General features: G+C 72.5%; 14 protein-coding genes. 5 read left to right on the top strand and 9 right to left on the bottom strand.

The annotated features are described in order from the left end of the window. Window positions 1–23: 23 nt before the first annotated feature. Window positions 24–656: a TIGR03085 family metal-binding protein gene (locus BG418_RS14030; RefSeq protein ID WP_188274155.1), complete on the top strand. Its 633-nt coding sequence runs from the start codon at window positions 24–26 to the stop codon at window positions 654–656. A gap of 140 nt (window positions 657–796) precedes the next feature. On the opposite strand, the gene hisF is transcribed toward BG418_RS14030, so the two are convergent. The 8 genes from hisF to hisD are packed head-to-tail and all read right to left on the bottom strand — an operon-like array spanning window position 797 to window position 6525. Next, on the bottom strand, window positions 797–1552 hold the full coding sequence (hisF, locus tag BG418_RS14025; protein WP_188274154.1) for an imidazole glycerol phosphate synthase subunit HisF: 756 nt from the start codon (window positions 1550–1552) through the stop codon (window positions 797–799). Continuing rightward, entirely contained in the window at window positions 1549–1965 is a 417-nt protein-coding gene (locus BG418_RS14020; protein ID WP_188274153.1) for a RidA family protein, read from the bottom strand. The genes hisF and BG418_RS14020 overlap by 4 nt, the downstream gene beginning before the upstream one ends. After that, window positions 1962–2690, bottom strand: a complete 729-nt coding sequence (gene priA, locus BG418_RS14015) for a bifunctional 1-(5-phosphoribosyl)-5-((5-phosphoribosylamino)methylideneamino)imidazole-4-carboxamide isomerase/phosphoribosylanthranilate isomerase PriA (protein ID WP_188274152.1) — start codon at window positions 2688–2690, stop codon at window positions 1962–1964. The genes BG418_RS14020 and priA overlap by 4 nt, the downstream gene beginning before the upstream one ends. Further along, window positions 2690–3340: an imidazole glycerol phosphate synthase subunit HisH gene (gene hisH / locus BG418_RS14010; RefSeq protein WP_188274151.1), complete on the bottom strand. Its 651-nt coding sequence runs from the start codon at window positions 3338–3340 to the stop codon at window positions 2690–2692. Before hisH ends, priA begins: the two co-directional genes overlap by 1 nt. Then, window positions 3337–3501 carry a hypothetical protein gene (locus tag BG418_RS14005; protein WP_188274150.1) on the bottom strand — a complete coding sequence of 55 codons (165 nt, stop codon included), beginning with the start codon at window positions 3499–3501 and terminating at the stop codon, window positions 3337–3339. Before BG418_RS14005 ends, hisH begins: the two co-directional genes overlap by 4 nt. Continuing rightward, complete coding sequence (gene hisB, locus BG418_RS14000) at window positions 3498–4091, bottom strand: imidazoleglycerol-phosphate dehydratase HisB (RefSeq protein ID WP_067158063.1); 594 nt, start codon at window positions 4089–4091, stop codon at window positions 3498–3500. Before hisB ends, BG418_RS14005 begins: the two co-directional genes overlap by 4 nt. Next, window positions 4088–5206 (bottom strand): histidinol-phosphate transaminase, encoded by a 1119-nt coding sequence (locus BG418_RS13995; protein WP_398998720.1) that lies wholly within the window; start codon window positions 5204–5206, stop codon window positions 4088–4090. Before BG418_RS13995 ends, hisB begins: the two co-directional genes overlap by 4 nt. Next, window positions 5203–6525: a histidinol dehydrogenase gene (hisD, locus tag BG418_RS13990; RefSeq protein WP_188274148.1), complete on the bottom strand. Its 1323-nt coding sequence runs from the start codon at window positions 6523–6525 to the stop codon at window positions 5203–5205. The genes BG418_RS13995 and hisD overlap by 4 nt, the downstream gene beginning before the upstream one ends. Before the next feature lie 218 nt (window positions 6526–6743). On the opposite strand from hisD, the gene BG418_RS13985 reads away from it, so the two are divergent. The 4 genes from BG418_RS13985 (at window position 6744) to ybaK (ending at window position 10891) form a co-directional block, all read left to right on the top strand. Then, window positions 6744–8285 (top strand): oxidoreductase, encoded by a 1542-nt coding sequence (locus BG418_RS13985; protein ID WP_188274488.1) that lies wholly within the window; start codon window positions 6744–6746, stop codon window positions 8283–8285. A 163-nt stretch (window positions 8286–8448) separates the two neighbouring features. Beyond that, window positions 8449–9609: a hypothetical protein gene (locus BG418_RS13980; RefSeq protein WP_223184796.1), complete on the top strand. Its 1161-nt coding sequence runs from the start codon at window positions 8449–8451 to the stop codon at window positions 9607–9609. Between the two features lie 5 nt (window positions 9610–9614). Beyond that, the gene (locus BG418_RS13975; RefSeq protein ID WP_188274147.1) at window positions 9615–10382 is read left to right on the top strand and encodes an LON peptidase substrate-binding domain-containing protein; all 768 of its coding nucleotides are present in this window, start codon (window positions 9615–9617) and stop codon (window positions 10380–10382) included. Between the two features lie 17 nt (window positions 10383–10399). Next, complete coding sequence (gene ybaK, locus BG418_RS13970) at window positions 10400–10891, top strand: Cys-tRNA(Pro) deacylase (RefSeq protein ID WP_188274146.1); 492 nt, start codon at window positions 10400–10402, stop codon at window positions 10889–10891. A gap of 334 nt (window positions 10892–11225) precedes the next feature. Here the strand turns inward: ybaK and BG418_RS13965 are convergent, their stop codons facing one another. After that, a complete protein-coding gene (locus BG418_RS13965; protein WP_188274145.1) occupies window positions 11226–11888 on the bottom strand; it encodes a hypothetical protein in 663 nt (220 codons plus the stop codon). Window positions 11889–11904: the final 16 nt, after the last annotated feature.

Raw genomic sequence — 11904 nt, 5'->3', positions numbered from 1 at the left:
CCCGCGGTCGTACGCTGACCCCCATGTCGACCCATGCCAAGCGTGAACGGCTTCTGCTCGCCGATCTGTTGGAGGCGGCGGGCCCGCAGGCCCCGACCCTGTGCGACGACTGGACCACCCGGGACCTCGCCGCCCATCTGGTCGTGCGCGAGCGGCGTCTGGACGCGGCGGGCGGGCTGCTCGTCGGCGCGCTGAAGGCCCGGCTGGACCGGGTGCAGGCGGAGTTCGCCGCGAAGCCGTACGAGGAGCTGATCCAGCTGATCCGTACGGGGCCGCCGAAGTTCTCGCCGTACAGCCTCAAGCAGGTCGACGAGGGGGCGAACGCGGTGGAGTTCTACGTCCACGGCGAGGACGTCCGCCGGGCCCAGCCCGACTGGACCCCGCGCGAGCTGGATGCGGTGTTCTCGGATGCGCTGTGGTCCCGGCTGGAGAAGATGGCGCGGCTGATGGGGCGGCGCTCGCCGGTCGGCCTGGTCCTGCGCCGTCCGGACGGCCAGACCGCCGTCGCGCGCCGCGGCACCCCGGTGGTCACGGTCACCGGCGAGCCGGGGGAACTGGCCCTGTTCGCCTCGGGCCGCCAGGGCGCGGCGAACGTCCAGGTCGAGGGGGACAAGGCCGCGGCGGCGAAGGCGCTGGAGGCGAAGCTGGGGGTTTGATCCCCCACCCCGCCCCTTCCCGAAACTCTCCGAGGGATCTCTTCGGGTGCGGATCGTGCTGGGTTGCTCGCGCAGTTCCCCGCGCCCCTTAAATGGGCCCTTCGGGCCCTCCTAGGGGCGCGGGGAACTGCGCGAGCAATTCAGCGGACCGGGTGGCCCGCCGCCCGCAGTTCCGACTTCACGTCCGCGATCCGCAGGTCGCCGAAGTGGAACACCGACGCCGCCAGGACCGCGTCCGCGCCCGCCGCCACCGCGGGCGGGAAGTCGGCGAGGCGGCCCGCGCCGCCCGAGGCGATCACCGGCACGGTGACGTGGGCCCGGACCGCCGAGATCATCGCGACGTCGTACCCGTCTTTCGTCCCGTCCGCGTCCATCGAGTTGAGCAGAATCTCCCCCGCCCCCAGCTCGGCCGCCCGGTGCGCCCACTCCACCGCGTCGATGCCGGTGCCACGGCGGCCGCCGTGGGTGGTGACCTCGAAGGAGCCGGACGGGGTGCGGCGCGCGTCGACCGACAGGACGAGGACCTGACGCCCGAAGCGCTCCGCGATCTCGCGGATCAGCTCGGGGCGCTCGATCGCCGCCGTGTTGACGCCCACCTTGTCCGCCCCGGCCCGCAGCAGCCGGTCCACGTCGTCGGCGGAGCGCACCCCGCCGCCCACCGTCAGCGGGATGAAGACCTGCTCGGCGGTGCGCCGCACCACGTCGTACGTGGTCTCGCGGTTGCCGGAGGACGCGGTGATGTCCAGGAACGTCAGCTCGTCCGCGCCCTCGGCGTCGTACAGCTTGGCCATCTCGACGGGGTCGCCGGCGTCGCGCAGGTTCTGGAAGTTGACCCCCTTGACCACCCGGCCGTTGTCGACGTCCAGGCAGGGGATGACTCGGACCGCGAGGGTCATGCGGGGGCTCCTTCGGGGGCGCCGCCCAGGGCGCCCCGGTACGCGTCTACTTCTACTTCGACCAGCATGCGCGGGTCGACCAGGCCGGTCACGATGACCAGCGTGGCCGCCGGACGGACGGCGTCGAAGAGCTCCTTGTGGGCCCGTCCCGCCTCGTCGATGTCGCGCGCATGGGTCAGGTACATCCGGGTGCGGACCACGGACTCGACGCCGAGTCCGAGCTCCTCGAGCGCGGCCAGCGCGTTGCCGAAGGCGACCTTGGCCTGTTCGTAGGGGTCGCCCTCGCCGTACAGGACCGTGCCCTTGAAGGGTGTGGTGCCCGCGACATGCACATGGTCGCCCGCCACCACGGCGCGCGCGAAGCCGAAGGCCTCTTCCCAGGGACTGCCGCTCTGTACCCGCGCACCGGTCATGCTGACACAGCCTCCAGGGCTTCTTCGAGGGTGAACGCCTTCGCGTACAGAGCCTTGCCCACGATCGCCCCCTCGACACCCAGCGGGACGAGGCCCGACAGCGCCCGCAGGTCGTCCAGCGAGGAGACGCCGCCCGAGGCCACCACCGGCTTGTCGGTGGCGGCGCAGACGTTGCGCAGCAGCTCCAGGTTGGGGCCGGTGAGCGTGCCGTCCTTGGCGATGTCGGTCACCACGTAACGGGCGCAGCCCTCGGAGTCGAGGCGGGCCAGCGTCTCGTAGAGGTCGCCGCCGTCGCGCGTCCAGCCGCGGCCGCGCAGCGTCGTCCCGCGTACGTCCAGGCCGACCGCGATCTTGTCGCCGTGCTCGGCGATGACCTTGGCGACCCACTCGGGGGTCTCCAGGGCCGCGGTGCCCAGGTTGACCCGGGTGCAGCCGGTAGCGAGGGCCGCGGCCAGCGAGGCGTCGTCGCGGATGCCGCCGGAGAGCTCCACCTTGATGTCCATGGCGGCGGAGACCTCGGCGATCACCGCGCGGTTGTCGCCGGTGCCGAAGGCGGCGTCCAGGTCGACCAGGTGCAGCCACTCGGCGCCGGACTTCTGCCAGGCGAGCGCCGCCTGGAGCGGGGAGCCGTAAGAGGTCTCCGAGCCGGACTCGCCGTGGACGAGGCGGACGGCCTGGCCATCGCGGACGTCGACGGCGGGCAGGAGTTCGAGCTTGGCGGACATCACAGGGTTCCGATCCAGTTGGTCAGCAGCTGGGCGCCGGCGTCGCCGGACTTCTCGGGGTGGAACTGGGTCGCCCACAGCGCGCCGTTCTCCACCGCGGCCACGAACGGCTCGCCATGGGTGGCCCAAGTGACCTTGGGGGCACGGATGTTGGCGTTGCCGACTTCCAGCGTCCAGTCGTGCACCGCGTACGAGTGCACGAAGTAGTACCGGGTGTCGGCGTCCAGGCCCGCGAAGAGCTCGGTGTCCTCGGGGGCCTTGACCGTGTTCCAGCCCATGTGCGGGACGATCGGGGCCTTCAGCGGCCCGACCGTGCCGGGCCACTCGTCCAGGCCCTCGGTCTCCACGCCGTGCTCGATGCCCTTGGCGAAGAGGATCTGCATACCGACGCAGATGCCCATCACCGGGCGCCCGCCGGAGAGGCGCCGTCCCACGATCCAGTCGCCGCGCGCCTCGCGCAGCCCCTGCATGCACGCCGAGAAGGCGCCCACGCCGGGCACGAGCAGCCCGTCCGCGTTCATCGCCGTGTCGAAGTCACGGGTGATCTCGACGTCCGCGCCGACATGGGCGAGGGCGCGCTCGGCGGAGCGGACGTTGCCGAAGCCGTAGTCGAAGACCACGACCTTCTTACGAGGAGCGGTCGCGCTCAATTCCACACCTCCAGGCGGAGGATGCCGGCGGCCAGGCACAGCGCCGAGCTGATCGCGAGCAGCGTGATCAGGCTCTTGGACATCTCCTGCTTGATGAAGGAGTAGACGCCGCCCGCGAGGAAGAGCCCGAGGACGATGAGGATGGTGTTGAGGCCGGTCACAGCGCGCCCTTGGTCGAAGGAAGGATGCCCGCGGCACGCGGGTCGTGCTCGGACGCGTACCGCAGTGCACGGGCCAGCGCCTTGAACTGGCACTCCACGATGTGGTGCGCGTTGCGCCCGTACGGGACGTGGACGTGCAGCGCGATCTGCGCCTGCGCCACGAACGACTCCAGTATGTGCCGGGTCATCGTGGTGTCGTACTCGCCGATCATCGGCGCCATGTTCTCGGGCTCGGTGTGCACCAGGTACGGGCGGCCGGAGAGGTCCACGGTCACCTGGGCCAGGGACTCGTCGAGGGGGACCGTGCAGTTGCCGAAGCGGTAGATGCCGACCTTGTCGCCGAGCGCCTGCTTGAATGCGGCGCCGAGGGCGAGGGCGGTGTCCTCGATGGTGTGGTGCGAGTCGATGTGCAGATCGCCGTCGGTCTTGACCGTCAGGTCGAAGAGGCCGTGGCGGCCGAGCTGGTCGAGCATGTGGTCGTAGAAGCCGACTCCCGTCGACACATCGACCTTTCCGGTCCCGTCGAGGTCGATCTCGACAAGGACGGACGTCTCCTTGGTGGTGCGTTCGACACGGCCGACGCGGCTCATGCTCTCTGCTCCTTCTTCAGCTGACGGACCGCGTCCAGGAACGCGTCGTTCTCGGTGGGGGTGCCGGCGGTGACGCGCAGCCACCCGGGCACTCCGTTGTCACGGACCAGGACACCCTGGTCGAGGATCTTCTGCCAGGCGGTGTGGGAGTCCTCGAAGCGGCCGAACTGGACGAAGTTGGCGTCCGAGTCGGTCACCTCGTATCCGGCCGCGCGCAGCTCGGTGACCAGCCGGTCCCGCTCCTTCTTCAGCTGCTCGACATAGCCGAGCAGCGTGTCCGTGTGCTCCAGGGCCGCGAGCGCGGTCGCCTGGGTGACGGCGGAGAGGTGGTACGGCAGCCGTACGAGCTGGACGGCGTCGACCACCGCCGGGTGCGCGGCGAGATAGCCGAGCCGCAGCCCGGCCGCGCCGAACGCCTTGGACATGGTCCGCGAGACGACCAGGTTCGGGCGGCCCTCGATGAGCGGCAGCAGGGAGGCGCGGTGGCTGAACTCGACGTACGCCTCGTCGACGACGACCAGCGACGGCTTCGTGGCCTGCGCGGTCTCGTACAGCGCGAGGACCGTCTCGGCCTCGACCGCCGTGCCCGTCGGGTTGTTGGGCGAGGTGATGAAGACGACGTCCGGCCGGTGCTCGGCGATCGCCTTCCTCGCCGCCTCGACGTCGATGGTGAAGTCGTCGTTGCGCGGGCCCGAGATCCAGCCGGTGCCGGTGCCGCGCGCGATGAGGCCGTGCATCGAGTACGAGGGCTCGAAGCCGATCGCGGTGCGGCCCGGGCCGCCGAAGGTCTGGAGCAGCTGCTGGATGACCTCGTTGGAGCCGTTGGCCGCCCAGACGTTCTCGGCGCCGACCGGGTGCCCGCCGGTGCGGGTGAGATAGCGGGCGAGCTCGGTACGCAGCTCCACCGCGTCCCGGTCCGGGTAGCGGTTGAGGCCGCGCGCGGCCTCGGCGACCCGCTCGGCGATCCGCGCGACCAGCGGCTCGGGCAGCGGGTACGGGTTCTCGTTGGTGTTCAGCTGGACGGGCACGTCGAGCTGCGGGGCCCCGTACGGGGACTTGCCGCGCAGTTCGTCCCGGATGGGGAGGTCGTCGATGCCGATGTCGTACGTGCTCACTGGCCCGGCACCTTCCATCCGAACCGCGCCTTCAGGGCCGCCCCGTGCGCGGGCAGGTCCTCGGCCTCGGCGAGCGCCACGACGTGGTGGGTGACCTCGGCGAGGGCGTCGCGCGTGTAGTCGACGATGTGGATGCCGCGCAGGAACGACTGCACGGACAGACCCGAGGAGTGGCAGGCGCAGCCGCCGGTGGGCAGCACGTGGTTGGAGCCCGCGCAGTAGTCGCCGAGCGAGACCGGGGCGTACGGGCCGACGAAGATCGCGCCCGCGTTGCGGACCCTCCCGGCCACCGCGGCGGCGTCGGCGGTCTGGATCTCCAGGTGCTCGGCGCCGTACGCGTCGACCACCTTCAGGCCCTGCTCCAGCCCGTCGACCAGGACGATCGCGGACTGCTTGCCGGCCAGGGCGGGCTTGATCCGGTCCTCGACGTGCTTGGTCGCCGCGACCTGCGGCTCCAGCTCGCGCTCGACCGCGTCGGCGAGCGCGGCGCAGTCGGTGACCAGGACGGCGGCCGCCATCGGGTCGTGCTCGGCCTGGCTGATCAGGTCGGCGGCGACGTGCGCGGGGTCGGCGGTCTCGTCCGCGAGGACGGCGATCTCGGTCGGCCCGGCCTCGGTGTCGATGCCGATCCGGCCGGTGAAGTAGCGCTTGGCGGCGGCGACCCAGATGTTGCCGGGGCCGGTCACCATGTTCGCGGGCGCACACTCCTCGGTGCCGTACGCGAACATCGCGACGGCCTGGGCGCCGCCCGCCGCGTACACCTCGTCGACGCCGAGCAGCGCGCACGCGGCCAGGATCGTCGGGTGCGGCAGGCCGCCGAACTCCTTCTGCGGCGGGGACGCGAGCGCGATGGACTCGACGCCCGCCTCCTGGGCCGGGACGACGTTCATGACCACGGACGACGGGTAGACGGAGCGCCCGCCCGGCGCGTAAAGGCCCACGCGCTCGACCGGTACCCACTTCTCGGTGACCGTGCCGCCGGGCACCACCTGGGTGGTGTGCTCGCTGCGGCGCTGCTCGCGGTGGACGATCCTGGCCCGCCGGATCGACTCCTCCAGAGCGGCCCTGACCTGCGGGTCCAGCTGGTCCAGGGCCTCGGCGACCGCCTCGGCGGGCACCCTGATGCGCTCCAGGGTGACGCCGTCGAACCTCTCCGCGTACTCGATCAGCGCCGCCGTGCCACGATGATGGACGTCCTCGCAGATGGGCCGCACCTTCTCCAGGGCGGCTTCCACGTCGAACTCGGCACGGGGCAGCAGGTCGCGCAGGGCGCCCCCCTCGGGGAGGGCGTTGCCGCGCAGATCGATTCGAGAGATCACGGAACCAATTCTCTCAGACCGCTTCGCGCCACCGGTCGCCCGTATCACTGGCTGATACGTGTCCCGCCCGTCCCGCACTTCGACAGTGACCACTAGCGTTCACTCCGTTACACACGCACGCGAGGGTGCGGGACCGGCAGGGGACGAGGGGGACGGCAGTGACCGTGGCGGCGGACGACGAGACGCCACCGGGCTGGTTCAGCCCGGTGGAGCGGGGGATGTGGACGAACTTCCGCAACGGCAGCACCTACGACCTGCGCACCCGCAATCCGCTGCGGGACGACCCGTTCTCCGGGCGCGCCTGGGGGCCCGAGCGCACGGTGCGCGCGCGGGCGGTCGCGCGCGTGCTGCTCAACGGGCCGTCCGCGATGCCCGGGCGGGTCGCCGCGCTGAAGCTCAACGGCGTGCAGATCATGGGGCCCCTCAACCTCGCCGGCGGCACCGTCACGCCGTACGTCGAGCTGAACAACTGCCGGTTCGAGAACGAGGTGCTGCTGCCCGAGTGCCGGGTCACCACCTGGCGGATGGTCCGCTGCGCGATTCCCCGCCTTGAGGCGGCCCGCCTGCAGACCGAGGGCGATCTGCATCTGCCGCGCTGCCGCATCGCCCACGGCATCCGCCTCACCGACGCCCACATCGGTACGGATCTGCTGCTCAACGAGGCCGTGATCCACCCCGACCGCAAGGGCCGCTCGATCGCCGCCGACGGTCTCTCGGTCGCCCAGGACCTCCAGGCCGAGCTCATCGAGTCGTACGGCGAGGTGAGCCTGCGCTCCGCCAAGGTCGGGGTCACCCTGAGCCTGCGCGGCAGCAAACTCGTGAACCCGGAGGGCCGCCGCGCGCTCAACGCCCCGCAGCTCACCGTGGAGCGCACGGTCTACATGACGGCGGCCGCGGTCTCCCCGGGCGCGACCGAGACCACCACACCGCCGTACGGGACGAACTACACCAGCACCCCGGCCCGGGGTACCCGCGTCCAGCCGTTCGTCTGCGAGGGCGGGCTGCGTCTGGACGACGGGCGGTTCGGGGACGCCCTGGACCTGCAGAGCGCGCGCTTCGTGATGCGGGACTACCAGGAGCTGTCGCTGCGCCGGGTGCAGACGCCGGAGCTGCGCTTCCTCGGCGAGCGGCCGGAGCACGGCAAGGTGGTGCTCTCGGGCGCCCGGGTCGTCAACCTCGTCGACATGTCGACCAGCTGGCCGGGGCCCGGGGGCCTGGCGATGGGCGGCTTCAGCTACGAGAACCTGATCCCGCGCGGACTGTTCCCGCTGACCAGACGGCTTGAGTGGGTGGCGGCCGCGACCCCCGAGTACGCGCCGGAGCCGTACGAGCGCCTCGCGACCGTGCTGCGCAACAGCGGCGAGGACGCGGACGCGCGCGAGGTGCTGCTCGCCAAGCAGCGCCGACGCCGCGAGACGCTGCCGCTCGCGGGCAAGCTGTGGGGCGTGCTCCAGGACGTCACCGTGGCGTACGGCTACCGGCCCGGCCGGGCCGCGCTGTGGATGGCGATCCTGTGGGCGATGGGCGCGCTGGCGTTCTCGCACTACGACCCGCAGCCGATCAAGGCGGACGAACACCCCGACTGGAACGCCTCCCTGTACGCCCTCGACCTCCTCATCCCCGTGGTCAACCTCGGCCAGGACGGCTACTGGAAGCTGCACGGCGGCTGGCAGTGGGTCTCGGCGGCGCTCATCCTGCTGGGCTGGATCCTGGCGACGACGGTGGCGGCAGGCGCCTCACGGCTGCTGCGACGCGGCTGAGGGAGGCTTGGAGGACGGCGGGCGCCATGGCCACGTCCATGCCATGACCGGCACCGCGCCCGGCCGAAATTTGCAACGCCTTGACCCGCGCCCGTACAACCGTCACGGCCGCCACAGACTCTTCACCGCACACCACTGGCGGAGCTCCGACCTGCGGTTTTGAATGGTTCGCACCATGTCATTCGTACGCGCCCTGATCCGTGCCGTCCGCGCGGTCAGGCACACCCCGCACCTCGCGGCCGCCCTCCCGGCCGACGAGGAACTGCTCCTCGACGCGCCCGACGGGCGGCTCGGCCCCGCGCTGGTGGCCGCCGCCGGGGGCGAGTACGCAGGGGTGGCCGCACTCCTCGCCACCACCCGGGAGTCCGCCGAGTGGGAGAACCGCGACCGGTACACGATGCGGCTCGCGGCGTTCGCCGTCAGCCGTCCGGACTGGCTCGCCGACTGGCTGGCCGCCGCGCCACGGGACCCGGACGCCCTGCTGGTCAAGGCGGAGCTGGCGATCGTACGGGCCTGGGGCTCGCCCGCCCGCGCGGAACTGCTGCGGGAGGTCGCGCCGCTGATCGACGCGGCGGCCTCGGCCGAGCCCGCCGACCCGGTGCCGTGGCGCATCGCGCTCGACCACGCGCGCGGCACCCATGCGCCGCACACCGCCTTCGAGTCGCTGTGGGCGGAGGCGGTCGGGCGCTCCTCTCACCATTACGGCTGCCATGTCGCCGCCCTTCAGTACCTCTCCGCGCAGTGGTACGGCTCGCACCGCGAGTGCTTCGGCTTCGCCGAGGAGGCGGCCGCCGACGCGCTGCCCGGCTCGCTGGTGCAGGCGCTGCCGGTGCGGGCCGCGTTCGCGTGCCTGGCCGCCGGGGCGACGCCGCTGCCGGGCCGGCAGAGCCCGCAGGAGCTGTTCAGCGACCGCATCGACGCGGCGGCCGACCTCGCCGTCGCGCTCTCCGCCGCGTACGAGGTGGGCGACCCGTGGCCCGCCGAGGTGCGCAATCTGCTGGCGTACGTCCTGGTCGTGCGCGGGCGGTACGAGGAGGCGCTTGAGCAGTTCCGGCGCATCGGCCCGTATGTGACCGCCTTCCCGTGGGCGCGGCTCGACGACGACCCGCTGGGCCGGTTCGTGGAGCTGCGCGACGGGGCGCGCAGGCAGGTGGCGGCGGGCATGCCGCTGGGGCGCGAACAGGGTCCGGCGGCGGATCCGGCCGGCCCCGTGGACCCGCTGCGGAACGCACCGGCGAAGGCCCCCGGCCGGGCCGCCGGGCCGCCCGGTGCGAGCGCCCTGGGGAAGCCCGGACGCAGCCGGTCCGGCGACCATTACGCTTGAGCGTTGTGACCACCGCACGCCTCCCCCTCTTTCCGCTCAACTCGGTACTGTTCCCCGGCCTCGTCCTGCCGCTGAACGTGTTCGAGGAGCGGTATCGCGCCATGATGCGCGATCTGCTGAAGTCCGGCCCGGACTCCGGCACCGGCTCGGACTCCGACGACGAGCCGCGCCGGTTCGCCGTGGTCGCGATCCGCGACGGCCGGGAGGTCGCGCCGACCGGGCCCGGCCTGCCGGACCAGACGGCGCTGCCCGAGAAGGGCCCGGCGGCCGGGTTCGGCTCCGACCCGATCCAGGCGTTCCACCAGGTGGGCTGTGTCGCCGACGCGGCGACGATCCGGGAGCGCTCGGACGGCAGCTTCGAGGTCCTGGCGACCGGCACCACCCGCGTGAAGCTCCTCTCGGTGGACGCGAGCGGCCCGTATCTGACGGCCGAGCTGGAGGAGCTGCCGGAGGAGCCGGGCGAGGAGGCGGGGGCGCTGGCGGAGGGCGTGCTGCGGGCGTTCCGGGCGTACCAGAAGCGGCTGGCGGGCGCCCGTGAGCGCTCGATGACCGGCTCGGCCGAGCTGCCCGACGAGCCGTCGGTGGTCTCGTACCTGGTGGCGGCGGCCGCCGTCCTGGACGTCCCGGCCAAGCAGCGGCTGCTCCAGGCGCCGGACACGGCCACGCGGCTGCGCGAGGAGCTCCAGCTCCTGCGCGCCGAGACCGCAGTGATCCGCCACCTCCCGTCGCTCCCGGCGGTGGACCTGACCCGCTCTCCCACGAGCCCCAACTGATGTAGAGGACCGGTGCGTTGGCGAAGAAGAAGGCGGCCGGGGGCACACCGGCGACGGTGGCGCTGACGGCGGCGGGCACGTCGTTCACCATGCACGCGTACGAGCACGACCCCGCTTCCCCGTCGTACGGGGAGGAGGCGGCCCAGGCCCTCGGGGTGTCCCCCGACCGCGTCTTCAAGACGCTGGTGGCGGACGTGGACGGCGAGCTGACGGTGGCGGTGGTCCCGGTCGCGGGCTCGCTCGACCTCAAGGCGTTGGCGGCGGCGGTGGGGGGCAAGCGGGCGGCGATGGCTGATCCGGCGGCGGCGGAGCGTACGACGGGGTACGTCAGGGGTGGCATCTCGCCGCTGGGCCAACGCAAGCGCCTCCGTACGGTCCTGGACTCGTCGGCGTCCGCGCACGCCACGATCTGCGTGTCGGCGGGGCGGCGGGGCCTGGAGGTCGAACTGGCGCCGTCCGACCTGGTCGCGCTGACGGGAGCGGTGGTCGCGGCGGTGGGCCGCGCCTGACCGGTATTGCCCCTGGACACATCGCCGCGGGGCGAGCACGTTGCCCCCATGTCGAAACGCACCCGCAAGCGCAAGTGGCGCATCCGCAAGGGCAAAGCAAACCACGGCCGCCGCCCGGCGTAACGGGCGTCAGCTCCCCCACCCCGCCCCTTCCCGAAACTCTCCGAGGGATCTTTTCGGGTGCGGATCGTGCTGGGTTGCTCGCGCAGTTCCCCGCGCCCCTTAATGGGCCCTTCGGGCCCTCCTAGGGGCGCGGGGAACTGCGCGACAAGCCCCCACCGGCTCGCAGACGAACGACACCCGCCGGAGGCTTTCGGGAAGGGGCGGGGAGGGGCTAAATCTCCGGTGGGGCCCAGACGTCCGGGACCGGCTCCGGATCACGCGGGGCGAACAGCGCCGTCAGCCCCAGGTGGACCGCCATCGCGGCCAGCGGCCACGCCAGCAGCGCCCCCTTGGCGTTCAGCTTCAGGGGAGCGGAGAACGTCACACCCTTCCCCGCCGCCCGCGCCGCAGCGACCACGTCCTGGTTCGGCCCCAGCCACATCCCCACCCGCCACGCCAGCAGCGACCCGAGCAGCGCACCGAGCGCCAGCCCCGACACCACAGGAATCCCGCCCCGCTTGCGCAGCAGGAAGACCACGGCCGCGCACACCACACCGAACGCCAGCGCGAGCAGGATGAACGTTCCGTCCGCCCCGATCGCCTCCTCGCCCTCCGTGTCCTTCAGGAACACGGCCTTGTCGTCGGCGACGAGCGGCACCCGGGGCGCCAGCCACACCCACAGCAGTCCGAGCAGGACGCCCGAGACCGCCACGGCGACCGTCGCGACCACGGCGTCCCGCAGCTCCGCCTTCAGCTCGGTCCGCATCCCGCTTCCCTCCTCGCCGACGGGCACGGCATCGGCGGGGCCCACGGCCCCGGGCCCTGAGCCGGGCGTACGGTCCTGCCAGCCGTCGTTCGGGGGCGGCTGGTGAGGCGGAGTCAGAGGTGCGGTCACCCCGCCATCGTGCCAG

Source organism: Streptomyces sp. CBMA152, assembly GCF_014596475.1.
Taxonomy (GTDB): Bacteria; Actinomycetota; Actinomycetes; order Streptomycetales; family Streptomycetaceae; genus Streptomyces.
The sequence above is the reverse complement of the archived record's forward strand: the minus strand, read 5'-3'. Positions and strand labels throughout refer to the sequence as shown.